The sequence below is a fragment of the Nitrosospira sp. NpAV genome (assembly GCF_000832065.1).
Lineage (GTDB): Bacteria > Pseudomonadota > Gammaproteobacteria > Burkholderiales > Nitrosomonadaceae > Nitrosospira.
Window position 1 is genome coordinate 1 of the sequence record NZ_JXQM01000317.1, and the last position, 291, is coordinate 291.

Sequence of the window (291 nt, forward strand, 5' to 3'; positions counted from 1 at the left end):
CCCTCTAAGCTGACGCTCCGTTGCGCCTGGCCATTAAGCCGAGCAGACTCAATCCGTCCAGCATCAGTGCGTAGGATGCGTGCTCCAGGACTATCGTTGCAATCACCTGCCCCTCATTATTGATCCCCTGAGCACTGGTTAGGTTGCTCCCACTTGGGAGATCCGCAATCGAATTAAGATCGATCATCCCTACGCCATTGGGCCCGGTGATGAAGGCGTGATCATCATTATCACTTGCGTATCTACTGTATCCCACCACTTGCCCGGAATCGTTGATGCCGTATGCAACGC

Annotated in this window: 1 pseudogene; it reads right to left on the reverse strand. The window is 54.0% G+C overall.

The features are described from left to right. Window positions 1-4: 4 nt before the first annotated feature. Window positions 5-291 (reverse strand): annotated as a pseudogene (locus tag SQ11_RS16260) (HAF repeat/PEP-CTERM domain-containing protein); the annotation flags it as partial.